The organism is Bacillus sp. RO1, from assembly GCF_012524115.1.
GTDB lineage: Bacteria > Bacillota > Bacilli > Bacillales > Bacillaceae_I > Sutcliffiella_A.
In genome coordinates this window covers 80,030-99,684 of the sequence record NZ_JAAZWB010000052.1, presented here as the reverse complement: position 1 = coordinate 99,684, position 19,655 = coordinate 80,030, and the positions used below count along the sequence as shown (strand labels likewise).

20 protein-coding genes are annotated in these 19,655 nt (G+C 40.7%); 1 reads left to right on the top strand and 19 read right to left on the bottom strand.

Going from position 1 to position 19,655, the window contains the following annotated elements; translation table 11 throughout:
* Positions 1-51: 51 nt before the first annotated feature.
* Positions 52-888, bottom strand: a complete 837-nt coding sequence (locus tag HC179_RS06365; protein ID WP_168863579.1) for a hypothetical protein — start codon at positions 886-888, stop codon at positions 52-54.
* A 14-nt stretch (positions 889-902) separates the two neighbouring features.
* A complete protein-coding gene (locus HC179_RS06360; protein ID WP_168863578.1) occupies positions 903-1,412 on the bottom strand; it encodes a prepilin-type N-terminal cleavage/methylation domain-containing protein in 510 nt (169 codons plus the stop codon).
* A gap of 48 nt (positions 1,413-1,460) precedes the next feature.
* On the opposite strand from HC179_RS06360, the gene HC179_RS06355 reads away from it, so the two are divergent.
* Positions 1,461-2,708: a PulJ/GspJ family protein gene (locus HC179_RS06355; RefSeq protein WP_168863577.1), complete on the top strand. Its 1,248-nt coding sequence runs from the start codon at positions 1,461-1,463 to the stop codon at positions 2,706-2,708.
* Between the two features lie 82 nt (positions 2,709-2,790).
* Here the strand turns inward: HC179_RS06355 and minD are convergent, their stop codons facing one another.
* From minD to HC179_RS06270, 17 genes are all read right to left on the bottom strand, one after another.
* A complete protein-coding gene (gene minD, locus HC179_RS06350) occupies positions 2,791-3,591 on the bottom strand; it encodes a septum site-determining protein MinD (RefSeq protein ID WP_168863576.1) in 801 nt (266 codons plus the stop codon).
* Between the two features lie 3 nt (positions 3,592-3,594).
* Positions 3,595-4,314, bottom strand: a complete 720-nt coding sequence (gene minC / locus HC179_RS06345; protein WP_010195907.1) for a septum site-determining protein MinC — start codon at positions 4,312-4,314, stop codon at positions 3,595-3,597.
* Positions 4,315-4,602: 288 nt separating this feature from the next.
* Positions 4,603-5,127 carry a rod shape-determining protein MreD gene (gene mreD, locus HC179_RS06340; RefSeq protein WP_168863575.1) on the bottom strand — a complete coding sequence of 175 codons (525 nt, stop codon included), beginning with the start codon at positions 5,125-5,127 and terminating at the stop codon, positions 4,603-4,605.
* Positions 5,124-6,005, bottom strand: a complete 882-nt coding sequence (mreC, locus tag HC179_RS06335) for a rod shape-determining protein MreC (RefSeq protein WP_168863574.1) — start codon at positions 6,003-6,005, stop codon at positions 5,124-5,126. The genes mreD and mreC overlap by 4 nt, the downstream gene beginning before the upstream one ends.
* Before the next feature lie 14 nt (positions 6,006-6,019).
* Positions 6,020-7,036, bottom strand: a complete 1,017-nt coding sequence (locus HC179_RS06330) for a rod shape-determining protein (protein ID WP_168863573.1) — start codon at positions 7,034-7,036, stop codon at positions 6,020-6,022.
* A gap of 193 nt (positions 7,037-7,229) precedes the next feature.
* Complete coding sequence (gene radC / locus HC179_RS06325) at positions 7,230-7,901, bottom strand: RadC family protein (RefSeq protein ID WP_168863590.1); 672 nt, start codon at positions 7,899-7,901, stop codon at positions 7,230-7,232.
* Between the two features lie 72 nt (positions 7,902-7,973).
* On the bottom strand, positions 7,974-8,531 hold the full coding sequence (locus HC179_RS06320; RefSeq protein ID WP_168863572.1) for a Maf family protein: 558 nt from the start codon (positions 8,529-8,531) through the stop codon (positions 7,974-7,976).
* A gap of 165 nt (positions 8,532-8,696) precedes the next feature.
* Positions 8,697-9,818, bottom strand: coding sequence for an SPOR domain-containing protein (locus tag HC179_RS06315; RefSeq protein ID WP_168863571.1), 1,122 nt, complete (start codon positions 9,816-9,818; stop codon positions 8,697-8,699).
* 165 nt (positions 9,819-9,983) lie between these two features.
* Complete coding sequence (locus tag HC179_RS06310; RefSeq protein ID WP_168863570.1) at positions 9,984-10,694, bottom strand: pilus assembly protein PilO; 711 nt, start codon at positions 10,692-10,694, stop codon at positions 9,984-9,986.
* Complete coding sequence (locus HC179_RS06305) at positions 10,691-11,338, bottom strand: PilN domain-containing protein (protein ID WP_168863569.1); 648 nt, start codon at positions 11,336-11,338, stop codon at positions 10,691-10,693. Before HC179_RS06305 ends, HC179_RS06310 begins: the two co-directional genes overlap by 4 nt.
* Positions 11,335-12,318: a type IV pilus biogenesis protein PilM gene (gene pilM, locus HC179_RS06300; protein WP_168863568.1), complete on the bottom strand. Its 984-nt coding sequence runs from the start codon at positions 12,316-12,318 to the stop codon at positions 11,335-11,337. The genes HC179_RS06305 and pilM overlap by 4 nt, the downstream gene beginning before the upstream one ends.
* A gap of 29 nt (positions 12,319-12,347) precedes the next feature.
* The gene (locus tag HC179_RS06295) at positions 12,348-13,133 is read right to left on the bottom strand and encodes a prepilin peptidase (protein WP_168863589.1); all 786 of its coding nucleotides are present in this window, start codon (positions 13,131-13,133) and stop codon (positions 12,348-12,350) included.
* On the bottom strand, positions 13,096-13,503 hold the full coding sequence (locus tag HC179_RS06290; RefSeq protein ID WP_168863567.1) for a type II secretion system protein: 408 nt from the start codon (positions 13,501-13,503) through the stop codon (positions 13,096-13,098). The genes HC179_RS06295 and HC179_RS06290 overlap by 38 nt, the downstream gene beginning before the upstream one ends.
* 95 nt (positions 13,504-13,598) lie before the next feature.
* Positions 13,599-14,807, bottom strand: coding sequence for a type II secretion system F family protein (locus HC179_RS06285; protein WP_168863566.1), 1,209 nt, complete (start codon positions 14,805-14,807; stop codon positions 13,599-13,601).
* Positions 14,800-15,846 (bottom strand): type IV pilus twitching motility protein PilT, encoded by a 1,047-nt coding sequence (locus HC179_RS06280; RefSeq protein WP_168863565.1) that lies wholly within the window; start codon positions 15,844-15,846, stop codon positions 14,800-14,802. The genes HC179_RS06285 and HC179_RS06280 overlap by 8 nt, the downstream gene beginning before the upstream one ends.
* Positions 15,847-15,856: 10 nt before the next feature.
* Positions 15,857-17,524, bottom strand: coding sequence for a GspE/PulE family protein (locus tag HC179_RS06275; RefSeq protein ID WP_168863564.1), 1,668 nt, complete (start codon positions 17,522-17,524; stop codon positions 15,857-15,859).
* 22 nt (positions 17,525-17,546) lie between these two features.
* Positions 17,547-18,968, bottom strand: a complete 1,422-nt coding sequence (locus HC179_RS06270) for a VanW family protein (protein ID WP_168863563.1) — start codon at positions 18,966-18,968, stop codon at positions 17,547-17,549.
* Positions 18,969-19,655: the final 687 nt, after the last annotated feature.

The following is a 19,655-nucleotide window of genomic DNA, read 5'->3' as shown; positions in this document are numbered from 1 at the left end:
TATGACGGAGGTATTGTGCAAAAAGAAAAACTTTCCCTATGAAGAGAAAGTTTATTTGTATTCTTGGTTATTAACTTTGATACTGCCGTTACCTTTTCTTGATGGTGTTTTGTCAAACTTTTCTGAGCCATCAATAATAATTTTTCCATTACCTCTTACAAAGACATTCTCCTTAAAATGAATGGATCCAAATATATCTAATTTCCCTTGTCCTGCAATATCAACGGATTTGCTAAAAACAACGGAGCCATCGATTTCAAGCTTAGCTTGACCGGTAATCTTAATTGTCTCATCAATAACAAAGCTACCGTTAAGATAACAATATGTTTGTCCGGAAAGGTGAATTTTTCCATTATTACTATTTAAGTCTAAGCAGCTTCTATCATTTCCGCCAGACGATGGTGGTTGTTCTTTATCTTCATCATCTACAGGTGGACCAGTGTACTTCAAGCGATATGTTTCCACTTTGTCATCCTTGGCATCATTAACATATGCTTCACTCATATAATCAATCAGAATATAGTTTGAATCCTCAGGATCATATCTCACTTCATTTATGTACCCCACTCGATACTTCATCGTACCACTGTCTGTATCTAATGAGATCAATTCCGCTTCATCTACCTTTTTTAACACAGCCATAATCTCATCAGGACTCTTCGCTGTAGTCATGCCACTAGCAGTAATATTCTTCGCCACATCATTTCTAAAATAATGAATTCCCATCTCAGTTAGATTCTCAAGTTGTACATTTTCTTCCGTTTTTTTATTTTGAAGGGAACTGCTCATAACGCTGTTAATTAGTGGTGGTGCTATCAGGCCAATTACTACAATTGTAAGAAGAACAATCAGAATAGTATAACCTTTATCATTCCTTACTACATTCAACTTAAATCCCCCTTCTATTCAAAAAGATTTACATATTGATAGGTTTCATAAATAAAGCGGTCCTGACTAGCATTATTCATAGATTGATATGTTTTAATATGTACTCGGTGCAAGTTTAAATCTGTTTCCTCTGTTGATTGACATATGGTAACATATGAGTAGTAAGTCCTATTATTTTGGGTGAAAAAAAGTTTTGTGTAGTCTGGAGGATAGGATAGCCATTCATCTTGAGGGTCTTGGTCTGCAATGTACGAGACTAAAGAATGAGGTTCCGCATCACAGGAGTATGTATTGGTACTTAGAACTGATTCTATTGTACTACTTCCTTCGACATAATACAAAATTCTTTCAGAGATATTCACCCCAACTAGATTATCTTCTTCTTTGACAGAAAAAAGCAATGCTTGTGAAAAAAAGCTTAAGAATGCTAAAATTATAATACTTAATATGACAATTGATACTAAAACCTCCAACAAAGTAAAACCACTGTCATTATTTATCTTCTTCCTAGTAAATTTCAACATAATCAACCTACTATTCTTTTTAAATTTATGGATAAAGTGGTGAAGAAATTGAAAAAATATGTTCAAAATGAACGCGGTTTAACTCTTATTGAGTTGCTCGCAACTATCGTGATCGGATCTATTGTTATCGGCCTTGCAACAAGTGTATTTGTGTCTGCTGCCAAGCAGAATAAAATTACCTATGAGCACAATGCCCTAAGACAAGAAGCTAATTTAATTATTACCAAATTGCGACAAATACATCAAGAGCCAGATTCAAATCAAGGGCTCTATTCTTATTCTTTATGTTACGAATCTAATGAAAAAATATATTTAGACACCACTTTAACTAATTCCTTAGGAAATGAAAATTACACATTCAAAAACGTAGAATTCGTAAATGCAATTGAAAACCCTAACTCATATAAAACAATTGATAGTGCAAATGATTGTATAACAAATGTAGATATATATTCCCCGCTGCTAGTGAAGTTCACACTAGTAAACCAACAAGGCCAAGAATTTGACATGAATACAGCGATCGCAAGGATTACACCTCTTGAAGAAGTCATAAGAGAATGGAAAGAAAATGAGGATGAGCCGGTTGAACCCGAAGCTCCAGGAAAACCACAACCTGACGAAGAAAATACGAAGTTTGAAGAAATTAGTAATGATAATTTTAGAAATTATGAAGAGTTATCAAATGGGGATCTAAATAGTTGTAAGTATGTTAATACAAACAATAATTACAAAGTAACGGGGACTCTTGAATATCCTCCCAACAATGGTGGTCATTGCAATAGTTTTCCCAAAAGCTTATATGTAAGTAAATTGGAACTTTCTTCAGGATCCCTGAACATAATGGAGACTTTCTATAATGACGGTAAAACAGAGGTGAAAGGAAATTCCACCCTTAATGTTTTGTCCAACGCAAGACTTTCGGGAGACCTCGAATTAAAGAATGGTGCCTCACTGATTATCGGGAATAAATTGCAGGCTGCAAAAGCCACGCTAGAAGCAAACGCTGATATATATGTAGGAGACTCTGGAAAGTTCACCAGCGATCTGACGTTAAAAGACAACACGGAACTTTATGTGGAGAATAATTTATTTGCTCAAAAGACAACTGTTGGAAACGGTGCAAGGATAATTGTAGGTAACTCTGCTGTTTTCGATAAAACAATCACGCTGGATAACGGTAGCATTTGTGTAGAAGGAAATGTTTCATTTGGGTTTAAGCCAGAACCGATTGTTGTTCAGGCTGACTCATGCACAAACCCTTCTAAAAATAGTATTACTGTAGTGAAAAAGCCTTGAGGTAAGCTAGCTCTAATTCAGAGCTGGCTTTTTCATTATAATAAAACCGCCCCTATAAATAGAGACGGCCTGAATCATTTCCTTAGCGTACACCAAAGAACTTTTTAATTTTAAACATGACTCCCCTGTTTTCATCTTCAAGGGACTGTAACGGAACGGATTCACCTAAGATACGCCTTGCAATGTTGCGGTAAGCAATGGATGCTTTGCTTGTTGTATCCATGACGATTGGTTCGCCGCTGTTAGAGGCACGGATGACACTGTCATCGTCTGCAACGATTCCGATGATATCGATTGCCAGTATGGATACAATTTCATCAACATCGAGCATCTCACCGTTCTTCACCATGTGGTTTCGGATACGGTTGACTACAAGCCTTGGTGGTTCCATATTTTCTTCTTTTTCAAGCAGTCCGATAATTCGATCTGCGTCCCTAACAGAGGAAACTTCAGGCGTGGTCACGACAATGGCTCTGTCGGCGCCGGCAATGGCATTTTGAAAGCCTTGTTCGATTCCTGCAGGACAGTCTATGATGATATAGTCATAGTCTTGTTTTAGCTCTGCAACCAGCTTCTTCATCTGTTCAGGTTTTACTGCCGATTTATCACTCGTTTGGGCAGCAGGCAGAAGTTTTAAGCATTCAAATCGTTTATCATTGATTAAGGCCTGGTGCGTTTTGCAACGTCCTTCGATAACGTCGACCAGGTCATAAATGATGCGGTTTTCAAGCCCCATGACAACATCGAGGTTTCTTAGCCCGATATCTGTATCTACTAAACATACTCTTTTTCCTTGCAAGGCAAGAGCCGTCCCGATATTTGCAGAAGTTGTTGTCTTCCCGACTCCACCCTTACCAGAAGTAATTACGATAGCCTCTCCCACTTGTTACATTCTCCTTTCAAGCCGTGTTAACATCGGTCTTAGTTGTGAAAGCAATTGTAAGCGGTCTATGACAATTTGATCTGAATCATTTATATAGGCGCACTCCATTTCACTGCTTCCTTCTAGTTGCTCACTTAAATCTGGAGCGCGGTTTATCGTGTTATCGATAGAAAGCAAGGTCGGCTTCATCAAGCTCGCAGCAATGACGGCATCTTTTTTTCCTTGAAGTCCTGCATACGCGCTGCCGCGCAATGCGCCAAGGACAAAGACATTGCCGCCTGCCTTCACTGTTCCACCGGGATTCACATCGCCAATGAGTAGAAGGTCTCCCTCTACCTCGAGGACTTGTCCTGAACGGATCATCCGTGCAACGGGAACAATTTCTGATTCCTTTTTCCACTGAATGGCCTGTTCTTTTGTGACAACATTGCTTTCGATATCTTCCACGATAAAGTTTTTCTTGCTTCGTATTACATCTCGCAGTTTTTCTTGTTGCTTATTGGTTAGAAAACGATTCCCTACTTTTAAACGTACTCCTAAGAGCGGGGTTTCGTCTGGATTGCTATTCGACGTTAGTTTTGCTTCTATTTCAGCTAAAAGCTCTTGAAATGAGCATGTATCATCGAGATGCAGGGTTAGGCCCTCTTTTGTGCCCTTAATGGTTACATACTGTTGTTTTTGTCTATTCACGACGTTCACCTCAACAAGTATATAATTCGACATTGTCCTTCTATTTCCTTTTTCCTATACTCATAAAATAAAAAAAGATTGCTAGAATTAGTATGTAATGGAAAAGCCCGTCCCTTTTTTAGGGATTGGGCTTTTTTAGGATTAACTATACGCCGCTGTTGATTTCCACGCCAGGCTTCGCTTTCCGCGGGGCGACCTTGAGCCTCCTCGCTCCGCTGCGGGGTCTCAACATTGTCGCTACTCCCCCACAGGAGTCTCAGCCTTCCGTTCCAATCAACAGCTAGAAATCCCATTTATTAATCAACTACTCTATATTTCCTTTTAAGTCAACTCATCTTTCTGCTCGATTGCCAGGCGTTCCATGAACAGTTTGATTGGGAAGAGCAGAATTGATGCGATGATGGCATTGAAGATGAGTGTTGGTACCATGCGCATGGATAGGAAGTCGGAATGTGTCAGTTCTGTGGTTCCGATCAGGGAGTGAATGCCAAATACGAGATGCTCTGTAATGGAGATGGACACCAGCACCATTAGGAAGGAGATCAAGTAATTTGTATTCACAAACCGTAAGATACCTGACACGATATAGACGGATATTCCAAATGCGAACAGGTACACACCTAAAATTTCTGTGTAAACGACATCGTACAAAAAGCCGAAGAGCATCGCGCAAATCAAACCTACATAGGGGCTTGTGTAGATGGCACATAAAACAATGACAATCAGCATAAACCTTGGCACAATAATCCATTCTTCATGAAAGCTGTGCAGTCCAAAGAAGTCCACACTCATGCTTTCCAGGATAAACAAGAAAAGAAGCAGGGCTGGTAAGATGTACTTTCTCACTCAGAGCCCCCCTCTTTAGGTGCTTCGTCAGATACTTCCTCGGAAATTAGTGTTCGTTTAACTATCATTACTTGGTTGATGTCATAGAAATCAGCTGCAGGCTTAACATAAGCCATTTGCGTTAATCCATACTCATCTGCCACGACTTCCGTTACTTCCCCAATCATTAATCCTTCAGGGAATACACCACCAAGGCCAGAGGATAGAACGGTCTCCCCTTCTTTTACTTCTGCTTGGTGAGGAATTCTTTTCAATAGCAGGGCACCTTTTTCTTCATCATATCCTTCAATCAATCCGAAGATATCTTCTTCTCCTTGTATGTATGCAGAGATTCGATTCTTAGGATCCAGTGAACTCAACAATTGCACAGTGGAAGTGAAAGCATTGGCCTGCTTGATTTTACCGATCAGGCCGCCAGATGTGATAACGGCCATATCTTTTTCCACGCCATTTTGCTTACCCTTATTCAGTGTAATTTGTTCGACCCATTGATCTGGATTTCTGCCAATCACTGTGGCTGGTTTTGGTTCATAATCGCTCAGTGAATCGAGCTCGCCGATCACTTCGCGGAATTCTTCATTTTCTTGTTCTAGCTTTTGGACTTTCGTTTCTAAGAGAGCATATTCTTCTAGTCTAGCACGCAGCACTTTATTCTCTTCATACGTATCCTTTAGATATCCTACATTATCAAAGAAGCCCGCGACAACATGTGCGGGCCTATAAAAGATAGATTGGACAAAGCCTGTGGTGTCTTTTACAAACTGTTCAGGCCATGTCAAATCGTCCCGTTCTTTTAAAGAGAAACCAATCAATGCCACCAGAAAAATTAAGCTCACCAACAAAATAATCAACCTTTTATTGAGGAAAAATTGTGGCATGACTTAACACCTACTTAGCGATAATCTCTTGATTTCTTTTTAAACTCATCAATATAATCTAATGCTTTCCCTGTTCCAATGGCAACACAATCCAATGGGTTTTCAGCAATGATAACCGGCATTTTCGTTTCTTCACTGATCACTTTATCTAAGTTGCGAAGTAGTGCTCCGCCCCCAGTAAGTACGATTCCGCGATCCATAATATCCGATGCTAATTCTGGTGGAGTGCGTTCTAATGTAGCTTTTACAGAATCAACGATAGCCGTTACTGTATCTTTTAACGCTTCTCCCACTTCTTTAGCACTGATTTCTACCGTTTTAGGCAATCCTGTCAATAGGTCACGACCACGGATATCCATTGGTTCAATGCCTTCTGGATTTCCTGCAGAACCAACTTCAAGCTTCAATGCTTCCGCAGTTCGCTCCCCGATCATCAGGTTATAATTTTTGCGGATATATGCAATGATTGCATCATCCATTTCATCTCCGGCAACTCGGATGGACTGGCTGGTGACAATTCCACCTAGTGAAATGATGGCAACTTCTGTGGTACCGCCACCGATATCCACAACCATGCTTCCAGTTGGTTCCCAAACCGGAAGATTGGCACCAATTGCTGCTGCAAACGGTTCTTCGATTGGGTATGCGTCACGAGCACCTGCTTGGCGAGTCGCATCAATTACCGCTCTTTCTTCTACCGCTGTAATACCGGATGGTACACATACCATCACATAAGGCTTACGGGAAAAGGAGCTTTTGTTTTTTAACGCTTGTTTAATATAATATTTCATCATCGTTGCCGTTGTTTCATAGTCAGCAATAACTCCGTCTTTCATCGGACGCAATGCGACAACATTCCCCGGCGTACGACCGATCATATTCTTTGCATCGTTCCCGACCGCAACAATGGATCTTGTGTCGGTTTGCAGAGCCACAACAGAAGGCTCACGCACAACAATCCCTTTTCCTTTAATAAAAACTAATGTATTGGCTGTTCCCAAGTCAATACCAAGATCTCTCGTTCCAAACATATAAGTGTATCTCCCTTTCTGATACTAATGCGTAATAGTGGTAAATGAAAAGTGATTAAACGGACGCAGCATGCCCATATATTTTCATTAACATGTGGATAATGTTTATTGTAGAAATTTGATGGATTAAGAAGGTTGTCCTTCCAAACTCATGAGTAATATTATAGCGTAGGATATGAAAAAAGCATAGTACTTACACATAGCCTTTTTCTTTCAAACTGATGAATTTCTGATCACCAATGATTAAATGGTCCAAAAGCTCTATGCCTATTAGCTTTCCGCATTCGCTGAGACGTTTCGTCACATCTATGTCTTCACGACTAGGAGCTGGATCTCCGGATGGATGATTATGGATACAAATGAAGGATGCCGCTGAACGCCTAAAAGCTTCCTTGAACACCTCGCGCGGATGAACGATGCTCGCATTCAAACTTCCAATAAAGACAGTTTGCTGGTGAAGAACCTGATTTTTTGTATTCAAGTAAAGGCAGACAAAATGCTCTTGTGATAGAAAGCGCATATCTTCCATGACATAATTGGCTGCATCCTCAGGAGACCGGATAACGTACCTGTCCTCATATTGTAGCCGGTGAATTCTTCTCCCAAGTTCCACCGCTGCCATTAATTGGACAGCCTTTACCTTCCCGATACCTTTTGTGTCAGTTATCTCTTCAATTGATGCGTCCTTTAACAACCGCAGCCCTTCAAAATTAACCAACAATTTATTTGCGAGTTGCAGGACAGATTCCTCTTTGGAACCCGTACGAAGCAAAATTGCAAGGAGCTCGTGATTGGACAGACTTTTTGGGCCATCCTGGATCATTCTCTCTCTCGGCCGTTGATCTTCAGGGTAATCTTTAATCATCAGTGCTGTGGATTTAGTGGATTCCAATTCATTTTCCTCCTTAAATAGATGGAGGGTCATACAAAGGTCATTTTATCGAAAACTTTTCAATTCACGAACCGTTCTTGAAAGCGGAAGCCCCACAATAGAAAAGTAATCTCCTTTAATTTCTTTTACAAAAAGAGCTCCTACTTCTTGAATACCATAAGAACCTGCCTTATCCATCGGTTCTCCTGATTGAATGTAGAAATTAATATCCTCATCCGTCAGTTCCCAAAACGTAACAGATGTCTTTTCATAAAAGGTTACTTCTTTTTCCTTACTGAGGATAGCCACTCCACTGATGACATGGTGTGTGTTTCCACTTAATGTTCTTAAAGTAGCTCTTGCTTCATCTTCACTTTCCGGTTTTCCAAGCACCTTATCACCAAGGACAACAATTGTATCAGAGCCGATCACAACGGCTTCTTGATTTTCTTGAAAAACACTTTGGGCTTTTTGATAGGCAAGAGTAGTGGCGATTTCTTCTGGTGTTAATTCTGGATCGAAGGTTTCTTCGATGTTGCTTACCTTCACTGTGAATGGGAGATGTACTTGTTGGAGAAGTTCCTTTCTTCTGGGGGATCCTGAGGCTAAAATAAGAGGTTTCATGTTTTATCACCTTCCGCAAATAGTTAGAAATTCGAGAGATACAGGTTAATCCTAACACAAAGAAAGTCGGTGGAACAAATTTCTTATGGCATTTTATAAAGATTCTTTTTTGACCAGAAAAAAAGCCTCAAAATTTGTTTTTGAGGCTTTTGATCCATCTAGCGTTTAGTATAGGAATGCTGTGGCATCTAAGAGTTTTTGTTGGGCGTTCCATAGGGTTTGGGCATTTTTAGAATCTTGGTAGGATTTTAGGTCCTGGTAGGCGCCGTCAAGGGATGCTTTCCATCCTTTTGTTATTTCTGAGAGTTCGGCATCTTTAATGGCTGTCACTTTTTCATAGGTTGCATTTAAACCTTCTGCTGTTGAGCTGTCTAGAGAGCTGCCTTGTAATAAAAGAGCTGTCGCCACCGTTAACTGATTGTACAACACTTGTCCCTCTTGCAGTACTTGCGTATCTTGTTGCGTAAGGGAGTCTAGTGTTTTTTCTGATAAGGATATTTCTTTCGCAAAAGGTTCAAAGCCCTTATCTTTAACTCCTGTTGCAATCTGTTTCATCCCATCCACACTATGTCCTACCGCCATCAAGACAAAGGTTGGTTCAGATCCGACAGCAACTGCAGGTAAACCAGCAGCTTTCAGTTTGTCCATTTCTGCCTGTGCACCATCCTGTGTGGAAAAAGCACCAGCCTGGAGAACGGAAATATTTTGAGCAGCAATGGTAGCACTGCCATCCCCATTTACAGCTGCTGGAGTGTCTGTTTGTTCATTTGACCCTGTTGGAGCCGGGGCAGCTGTAGGCACGGAAGGATTAACAGGTGAATCTGACATGTTCATGACTCCTAAAATGAGAAAACCGAGACAGGTTCCAATTCCGATTGCCATTCCAATGGAAACCAATAACTGTTTGGAGAAAGATGGAGGGGCTAATTTTTTCTTTTTTCCAAACGGGGCTGGCCGCACTTTCGATCCTTTTCCTTTTTCCTTGTTCAGCTGGCGGAGATCTTCAATATAAGAGGGCTTAGTTGAAGAATCTTCACTGTTATTTTTTGGTTTCTCTGGTGTTTCTTCTGGAAGGACCCACTCAAATTCTTCCTCTTTTTTCTCCGCTGCTGCTGCAGTTTCATCTACAATGATGATTGGCTTTTCCTCTTCCGGGAAATCATCTCTTACCGGAACATCCTTTTGCTGTGTCTGTATTTTCTCCTTAATGTGCTTTTTTTTCTTTTTACCGTAGCCGTACGAATTTTCTTTCCCATTAATTTTTATTTTCACCTGGTGATTGTCCACTTTTCCCACCTCCGTGTACATTTGACAATTTTTGTCTTGGTCAGATTTGTTTCATCCTATCATAGGCCATAAAAAAAAGAACAAGACTTTTGTCGTCTTGTCCTAATTCTTTTCCGACACTTTCTTTGACGGACTTACTATTTCGACCATTTCCACAGAAATAATTTAATCATTGTCGATAAATGGATTAACTCGGTTAGCAGGTTCAGGCACGGATAAAGGAGGAAGTTCCTCGATTAAATCATCCAACTCAGGGTGATAAAAAGCTGAAAGTGTAACTGAATAAGTTAATGGTTGCAGTTCCTGATCTGTTGAAGTGACTTCAGGCTGACCAGTGAAACTAACCGATTCAATCTGAGTAATTCTAGTTAAACTTTCTAATGAACTAAGAAAGGTGGACAAATCTTCGTATACTTCCGATTCAACGGACAGGTTGACCGTCACTTTTTTCAACCCTTCCGGAAGATATGCCTCTTCTTCTACAGTCTCGTCCTCTTCATCATGCATCGTTTCATATTCTTCCAAAGTAGTGGTGGCTGGGACAAATTCCTCTTCCCCAAAAGACATATTTACAATGGTGCTATCAGATAGCACTTCTGCTTTTTCCAATTCCAAAATGAGTTGTTCCAGAAAAGGAGTAACAGGAATTTTTCGTTGCAGTTCAACTGTTGTATTTCCATTTGCCTGTGCGGTTACTTCTTGTTGTTCCAGCACTTGAATAAGCTGTTCTTCAATTGCTTTTTCCTGTTGAAGTTGTTCTGCTCGTACTTCCTTTGGTGCATAGGATAAATAATAGAAGCCTGCAATACCTAATACAATAAGGAGAACACAGGAACTAAGAAGAACATAATGTTTGCGCTCCAGTTCAATCATCATAGTTCTTCGCCTCCGTCCTCGTCCGTTTCAGTATCATTTTCCGTGCCATCCTCTGTTCCTTCCTCTTCTAATTCATCCATTGCTTGAAATGCAGTTCTATCAAACCCAAGGGTAAATTGACCAACATATCTAGGCAGTACATTCACTGCTTCTTCATCTCCTATTTCAACAGTAGAGATAGAGGAAAGATCAATCGAGTGATATTGAGGAGACTCATTTAAATGATAAAGAAAATATGCTGCATCTCTTGACTCGTCAAACTGAACGGAAAGATTTAATAGTCCTGTTTCATCATAAGAAAAGCTTTGGATGAATCCACGTTCTGGTAGCAACCTGATCAAGTCCTGCATGACTGGAACCATTTCAAGAGGATACTCTTCTGCCCAAGCTACTGTATCTTCTAGACGCTGTGCGGAAGAAGAATTTTGCGGGCGGTTCATCGCCTCTTCTTTTGCAATCCTTAATTGCTGCACCATCTCGAGATCCTGTTCAGCCGTTTCCACATCATTATTCACCATATTAGAAAAAGTAAAAAGAATGATTGCCACAAACAATAGGAAGAAGGCGCAAATGCCGTACACAAGAGGTGTGGTGATATTTCGTGATTTTCTCTTTGGTAATAAGTCGATATCAACTAGCATCATTGCACCTCTTTTAATGCCAACCCTAAGGAATAGTAGTATTTCGGGTCAACCGTCTCTTGGTCTTGTGTATAAACATCCTGCTCAAACGTATCTACTTTTACAGAAATCTTTTCTCGGAGCTTTGACAATATTAACGGGAAGTTCGGATGATCGCCATGAAGGAGAATTCTATTGATTTCCTCATTTCCTTGATTTAAGGAGTAGCGGAAAAAGTTCATGATTCTCTCCACTTCCACGATGAAATCCTCTAAAAATACATTAAATTGCACGATATCGCCTGCCCATTCCAGTTGCGTATTGGTAACCGATACCTCCCACACTTTCATGTCCTGAGGGAAGGTAACAGTGCGCATAAAAACAGGAACATGGTTCACGAAAATGCTTAGAGTAATGCAACTTACGTCAAAATGAACAACCAACAAGTGATCCTGTTCGTTTCGCTGACCAAATTCATAATAAAGGCGGTACAAACAAAGGGCTGAAACATCTGCTGCTGCTGGTTTTAATTTACTTTCTTCAAGTAAGTTGGACATCTGAGTCACCACTTCTTCTGGTGAAGCAAAAAGGACAAGCTCCGTCTTTTCCGAACGATGAAGCACATGCACATCAAATACCGGATCTTCAAAAGGCAAGTGAATGGTGGAACCTAACTCCAAATACAAGTGACCAACAATCTCATCGTCCATAATATTAGACGGGATGGTCAGTTTACGTGTGACAACGTATTGATCTGGAACGACAAAGCGGACATGCTTCCGTTTAAGCCCCCAGTCTTCTACACATTCTTCTAAAATCAGCCGAAAAATATTTTCGTCGACAATTTTTCCATCGCGGATAATATTTGGCGGCAAAAAACGCTCATTTGTGCGTTTAACGGTGAGAGGATCCAAACTCTTCAACTCTACCATTCGAATGACATGGTCACGGATAATAATATTTATGAAGTTGTTTTGCTTTGGTTGCAGAAACGAAAATTCCATCCAGAAAGCTCCTTATGTAAGATGTTTTACTAGAAGAGTAAAGTAAAATACCAACGCAGTATTTGTTCCCCTTTAAAATACGTGATAAGTGCAGCGAGTGCGATAGAAGGCCCAAAAGGAAATGGGACACCCCTTTTGACTTTTCCAAACAGCATCCCTATAAGTGCAGCAATCATGCCGATTAGTGAAGAAAGAAAGAATGTGAGAATAACTATTTCCCATCCTAAAACAAACCCTAATACAGCAAAGAGTTTGACATCCCCTCCACCCATGCCCCCTTTGGAGATGATGGCAACCAAAAAGGGAATTAAGAACCCAACTGCCATTCCAATGAGATGCTCGGGTATCGTTTGGTAAGGAATGAAAAATCGTTCCAAGATAAAAAGTCCAAAGAAGAAAAGTAAGATCCTGTTTGGGATAATCATAAAATGCAAGTCTGATATAACAATAATAATCAACATGGAAATGAAGGTCCATGCGACAATCAGTTCATACGTCCATCCCATCATAAGCGGAGCTAGGACAAAAAGCACAGCTGTCAAAAGCTCGAATAATGGATAAATAGGAGACACGGACTTTTGACAGTGCCGACATCTCCCTTTAAGAAATACATATGAAAGGACGGGAACTAAATCTAGCCCCGTCAATGTGGTCTTGCAATTCGTACAATGTGATCTTGGTGTGACTATTGACTCACCCTTTGGAATCCGTAGGCCGACTACGTTGTAGAAGGAGCCTAGGAGGAGGGCGAAAATAAATAAAATTGATTGAATGAGATTAACCTCCTGCAGGTGGAACAATTTCACCGTTCTCATCAAAAACTTTTGCTGAACCGTCATATGTCAATGATGCACCTGTAACTTTCCCATTAGTAGTTATTACTTTTACCGCAGTATATTTAGAGTCAATTTTTTCTACATACGTAGCAAATGTATCAAGTGCATGCTCTTTATCAGTTGTATTGGCTGATGGTTGAATATCGCCATTAGCAATAGCTAATCTTGCTCCACTCATCACTTGTAAAGCTGTTGCAGAGTGTGCTTCATTACGGCTTTTTTCAATTATATTCCCAATACTCGGTATAGCAATCGCAGCAATAATCCCCAAAATAACAACAACAGCAAGAAGCTCGATCAACGTAAGACCTTTTTCATTTTTAAGCATTTTTCTACATTTTTGTAACATCGTAATTTTCCTCCCTAACTGGAAATATGTAGTATTCGAATCTACTATAATTCTATTATACTATCTTTCAAATTTCAATATGATTTTACACGTTTCTACATCTGAATATGGTTAAAAATATCGAACATTGGAACTAGAATGGATGTGACTATAGTCCCGACTATGACAGCGAGCACGACAATCATTAATGGCTCTATCAAACTCTTCAATCTATCGGTTGCATAGTCTACTTCTTTTTCATAGAACTCGGCGATTTTCTCAAGCATCGAATCCAGTGATCCTGTGCTTTCTCCAATAGTAATCATCTGCGTGACAAGCGGTGGGAACGCCCAGTGTTCTTTCATGGGACCTGTGAGAGACTCCCCTTTTTCTAGTTCTATTTTACTAGCAGCTAGCACTCGAGCAATGACCTCGTTCTCGACAATCTTCTCCACAATGGATATTGCCTGCAGAATAGGCACCGAACTAGAAAATAAAGAACTGAGTGTCCTTGTTAACCTGGCAATTACCGCCTTTTGTAAAAGCGGTCCGAAGATAGGAATTCGCAGTAAAGCATAGTCTATATAGTATTTGGTCTGCTTCTGTTTATTCATTGCGCTCAAGCCCACTACAGCAGCTAACACGATTAGAAGAAACAACCACCAAAAGCTCTGCATCCATTCGCTCGCCCCAAGGACAAATCTCGTAATTAATGGCAGGTCTGCTCCAAAATCACTAAACATCGCCACGAACGTTGGTACAACGCCTACAAGTAAAAAGATAACGACCCCAATGGCGATAACACCGAGTACAAGCGGATAGGTTAATGCTGACACGATTTTTTGCCTTGTCTCGTTCTGCTTTTCAAACTGTGTTGCTAGGCGATCTAACGTATCATCCAAGGCACCGCTTGCTTCACCAGCTTTGATCATATTGATGAACATAGTGGAAAATACCTTTGGATGCTTGGCTGCCGCCTCTGATAGCGGATTCCCTTGTTTCATCTCTTCTTCCACATCAAACAATACCCGCTTCAACGCCTTACTGGAAGTTTGTTGTGCCAGAACATTTGTCGCCTCTACCACTGATATCCCCGCACGGATCAGGGTGGAAAATTGGCGCAGGAAGATGACAAAGTCACGAAGCTTGACTGGATTCCCAATGATAATTTCTTTTGTAAAAATCGATTCGGGAACTTCCTCTAGATTCATGACTCGAATCCCTTTTTCTTTTAACTTCACAATTGCTTCACGGCGTGAGCTGCTTGTGATGCTTCCTGTTTGCTTGCCGGCTGTATTTCTGCCGGTATAGGTGAACCTAGGCATGATGCATCGACTCCTGTAAGAAGCTTTCGGCTGACAATCTGCTTATGTCGCCTTGTTGGATGAGCCTTTTGATGCTCATATCAAGTGTGTGCATCCCTTGCGCCTTGCTTGTCTGCATCACATTTTGGATTTGATGAATTTTTTCGTTCCGGATAAGATTAGCCACTGCCGGTGTATTGACTAAAATCTCAGTGGCCACCTTCCTTCCCTGTCGATCTATGGTTGGAAACAGACGTTGAGAAACGATAGAAACCAATACGGACGCAAGTTGAATGCGAATTTGCGCCTGCTGTGGCCCAGGAAATACATCAATAATACGGTCAATGGTGGATGGTGCATTTGTCGTATGTAAAGTACCTAAAACAAGATGTCCTGTTTCTGCTGCCGTTATCGCTGTTTGTATCGTTTCTAAGTCACGCAACTCCCCAACCATAATGATATCTGGATCTTGGCGCAAAGAAGCGCGTAAACCTGATGCAAAGCTTCCGGTATCAATGCCGACTTCACGCTGGTCGATCATACATTGATTATGGCGATGCAAATATTCAATCGGATCTTCCAGTGTAATGATATGTTTTTTCTGCGATCTATTCATAAAATCGATCATCGATGCTAGAGTCGTCGATTTTCCACTTCCTGTAGGTCCTGTTACGAGAATCAATCCTTGAGGCTTGTCCATCAAAGATTGGAGAATGGAAGGAAGCTGCAGTTCTTCCAATGACGGAATCCTTGTTGGGATGATTCGTATCGCTATCGCTACAGAGTTTCGTTGTCTGTATGCATTCACACGAAACCTTGAAATCCCCGGAACACTGTAGGAAAAGTCCAAATCTCCTCTTTCTACAAAGCGTTCCCACATAAATTCTGGAATCATTTGCTTTGCCAATGTTTCCGTGTCTTCAGGAGTCAGGGTGTCTTCTCCATGTCGCCTTAGCTCCCCGTTAATACGAAAGACAGGCGGCACTCCAACAGATAGATGAATGTCTGATGCTTTGAATTCATATGCGGCATGAAGCCAACTATTTATTTTTTCAATCAATGTTATTCACCTACTCTGATAAAGCGACACGTAAGATTTCCTCTGTTGTCGTTAGTCCCATTTTTACTTTTTCCAACCCATCATCTATCAAGAACACGGTGTCTTGTTCATATGCTAATTCACGAATATTGGAGACGGATTCATTGTTCATAATCATTTTTTTCATTTTGTCATTGATGACTAAAAGCTCATGGATGGCAAGACGCCCCTTGTAACCTGTCATATTACAGGTTCCACAACCTTTTCCGCGCGGTACCTTTTCGACGGTTAACCCACGTTTGGCAAAGATCTCTATCTCCCTTGCTGTCGGTTCTTCCATTTTGGCACAATCACGGCATACTTTTCTTACCAAACGCTGGGCAAGCACTCCATTGATGGATGACGCCACAAGGAAAGGCTCTACCTTCATATCAATCAATCTAGTGATGGTACTGATAGAATCATTGGTATGAAGGGTGCTCAGTACCAGATGACCTGTTAAGGAAGCACGAATGGCCACTTCTGCTGTTTCTCTGTCACGAATCTCCCCTACCATGATTACATTCGGATCTTGACGAAGAATAGCACGGAGCCCCTTTGCAAAGGTCATGCCGACATTCGTATTCACTTGAATTTGATTGATTCCTTCAAGCTGGTATTCTACTGGATCTTCCACGGTAATGATGTTGATTTCTTCACTGTTTAAGTGATTCAATGCTGCATAAAGCGTCGAGGATTTTCCGGAACCTGTTGGACCGGTAATTAGAATGATTCCAGTCGGTCGATGGATCAAATCCATAAAGCGTTCGTTGTTCTTTTTATTGAACCCAAGCTGAGATATATCGTTCAGTGCGCTGCTCATATCAAGGATACGCATTACAATTTTCTCCCCGAAAACGGTAGGCAATGTGGATACACGGACATCTACAGGGTGAAAATCAATATTCGTTTTGATTCTTCCGTCCTGCGGTACGCGGTGCTCTGTAATATCCATTTTTCCAAGTATTTTTATTCTTGCTATCAGTACGTTCTGAGTATGTTTCGGTAGTGTCCTCTCGGTCCGAAGTACGCCATCAATACGGTAGCGAACGACCACTTTCGTTTCATGAGGATCAATATGAATGTCACTGGCCCTTTGTTGAACTGCATTTTGAAGGAGTTGATTCACGATTCGTACGATTGGAGAGTCATCTTCTGTGATACTCTCTTCCTGCATCTTCATTTCCACATTTGGTTCAAATCCATCCAAAAGTTCGTCCATGGAGTCAGTTGTTTCATAATATTTATTGATGGATCGCAGTATATCATCCTTGGTTGCAATGACCGGCTCTACTTCAAACCCTGTGGATAAACGCAGGTCATCCATGGCGAAGAAGTCCATTGGATCTGCCATTGCGACAAATAGTTTATCCTGTTCTTTTTTTAACGGAATAATCAGGTTTCTCTTTGCAAAATCCTTGGAGATCAAATGAATCAATTTTTCATCTAGCGGATAACGGTATAAGCTGACATGCGGTATTCCTAATTGGAATTCTAACACCTCAATCAGCTGCTGTTCTGTGATATATCCTTTTTGAAGCAGGACATCTCCAATTTTCTGTTCACGTGATTTTTCTTTTAATGCGCTCTGCAATTGACTTTCTGTGATGATCCCGGCATCAACTAGCAGGTCACCCAGTCTTTTTCTGATTTGTACCATTGGATTCATCCTTTTGCGTTACTTATTTACCGATATAGCCATTGCCAGTTCCCGGGTCGTCGTTTTCATCATCGTTTGCATTCCCGTTCCCTGAACCTGTGTTGTTAGTATTGTTCGTGCCACCCGTGTTCGTATTTTGGTTTCCGGTTGTATTGTTATTGGTACCCGATGTGTTTGTGTTTGTGTTGGTATTATTATTTGTGTTGCCAATGTTTGTGTTCGGCCAGTTATTGTTATTTGTATTCGTCCCGGTATTATTTCCGATTGTATTCGGATTGGTTGGATCTGTTGTAACGACCGGTTTGGTCAATGCATGTAATTCTACGCGTTGGATTGGGGCGTAGAAGTCTTCACTGTAAACGATGGTTTCTGTAATTTGCCCTGAAGCATCCGTTGCCGTTCGAACGAGCTGAACATATGCACCATTTTTGCCGGACTCTTTTACACGCGTTCCGGATCCTGGAATAGAAGCCGAATACTGGACTACAGTTTTAGGTGAAAGAGTCTGCATTTCCACTTGCTCCACTTCATAGGTGTATGGAAGTGGCCCGCCCTTTAGTTCCCCTGTAAGGGATGCGCCATTGACAGACATAGAAATGGTATATTCACTCGTATTTGGGTTAGTAAAAGCAAAATCCATCTTTTCTTTTTGATAACGAGCTTCATAGCCTTTAGATGCCCAAGAAGGAAGTTCTTTTGAAATATGTCGCTCTACTACGTCAAAGTTGGTAGGTGCGATTAATTCAAATAGCATGGAAGCAAACATGCTCGCAGCCTCATCAGATAGAGTAAGCTCTTCATTCTCTAGCCAAGTCTCCACTGAGAACCCTTCATTTCCTCGAAGTTTAATTTCCTTTCCATCCAGTGCCTCTTTTAGCTCTGTCATAGCCGCTTGGCCTGCTATATTCAATGTGATTTGAAGATTTGTCTGTTCCATCACTTCATCATCCACTAGATAGTTTGAAAATGAAAAAGTATGGTCCCCTTCTTTGAGGTGAGAGGCTACAACTTCTAAATCCTTTTTCAGTTTCTCTGTATCCATAGCAGAAAATATATCGGAAGTTTGAGAGAGTAGTTCAATCTGTTCCAGCAATGTTCCATTTGGAAGTTCTACCTTCAACGGATTATGAGAGCCATCCTCTGCAAGTTCTACAGATTCGGGAATGTAAAAGGTGAATACTTCTTTTGGAAGGGGTTGAAGATCTCCCGCCCATTCTAAATAAATCGTTCCATTAGTTAACCAACTATTTTTAGCAGCCTCCACCTTTTCCAATGCATCTGTTTTTGACGTATTGCTCACTTCTGCATTTGCAATAAGCGTCGCTTCAGAAAATGAATTGGTGTGCGGCAACCACTGATTGGTGATCAAGGTTCCCACTTGAGAAAAACCAAATATAAATAAAGTACAAACTAGCAAAGCAACCAAGAGTTTAATACTTTGCATCCCTTTCCCTCCAAACAATCACCTAATCTGTTTTAATATATTCCATCAAGAGTTTTCTAGTAGTCTTTCGTCGACCGGCTAGTTATGCTATTTTTGTGATCCATTGTGTGTTGTTTGTCTGTTGTAGATATGAATAATGGCAATCTTTGAAGAAGAATAGCGGTAAGCAACAGAAGAAGAGTCATTGATAGTATGCTATGCCATAGAGTGAGAAGTTCAAATATGTATATTCCTAACACGCTGACCACAAATGCGATAGTGGGAATGGCCCATTTTCCTATTTTAGAAAATTTCATTGGAAATAAAAAGAATAGTGCCAACAGTAATAGAAGTGCCAGACCGGCAAATAGATAGTCCCCCAACTCGTCACCGCTTTCTGTGTATTTTTACGTATTTTGTAGAAGTAAGTAGACTATTGTAATTGTATAATAAAGCCAGGTAATTTGAAATAGTAGATTACAAGATAAAACATTTTATTGAAAAAATTGTTTATCTTATTTTAGATATTACACTAACACCCTGTTTCCTTTCATTCCAGGTGTTCGCTTTCCTAGGGGCGGTGCTTGAGCCTCCTCACTTCGTTGCGGGGTCTCAACCAACCGTTACTCCCCCGCTGGAGTCTCACACCTTGCACTTCAGTCAACAGGGGAGCATTTTTCTAACCTTTATTTTAAAAATTTTACATAT